This is a genomic window from Vibrio sp. 1641 (assembly GCF_033339995.1).
Lineage (GTDB): Bacteria > Pseudomonadota > Gammaproteobacteria > Enterobacterales > Vibrionaceae > Vibrio > Vibrio alginolyticus.
Map to the genome: position 1 here is coordinate 1 of NZ_JAWOVP010000249.1, position 644 is coordinate 644.

Here is a 644-nt window from a genome sequence, read left to right on the forward strand (position 1 = left end):
TAAAGAGTTGCATTGTTGCCTCCATGCCAAATGGTGTTGTTATTAATTAAAGCGTGAAATCACAATATCTGATTGTTTTATTTCAAACTAACGGATAGTTTTGATGGAACACTTCAACAAAAACGATGGATAGAAAAGAATATGGATATTGACGCGCTGCGCAGCTTTCTTGCGTTTGTTGAAACAGGTAGCTTCACTCGTGCTGCAAAACAAATCAATCGCACCCAATCCGCGTTTAGTGCTCAAATGCGAAAGCTTGAAGATGAACTCCATGTCAGCTTATTCGAAAAGGAAGGTCGCAACCTTGTACTGAGCGAAGCGGGTATGTCACTTCGTGCGCATGCAGAGCAACTCGTAAGTTTGCACAATCAAGCCGTCAAGCAAGTAAAACGCTACGAAAACAAACGCCCACTGCGTTTAGGATGTCCAGAAGACTATAACGATAGCCTGCTGCCGAAACTCATCCGCGTATTGCAGCAAACCGAACCGACCTGCTCTATCCAGGTGTACAGTGAGCCAAGCGTGACGCTCCGTAAATGGCTAGATGAAGGCAAATTAGACGCCGCCATCGTGACTCGTGCACCCGATAGCGAAGAAGGATACTGGCTCGCAAGTGATAGAGGCGTGTGGATCAGTCACCCCGA

The 644-nt window shown here is 46.3% G+C and carries 1 protein-coding gene; it reads left to right on the top strand.

The features are described from left to right. Window positions 1-141: 141 nt before the first annotated feature. The coding region (locus tag R7Z47_RS25320) for a LysR family transcriptional regulator (RefSeq protein WP_318130825.1) at window positions 142-644 on the top strand (503 nt) is incomplete at its 3' end.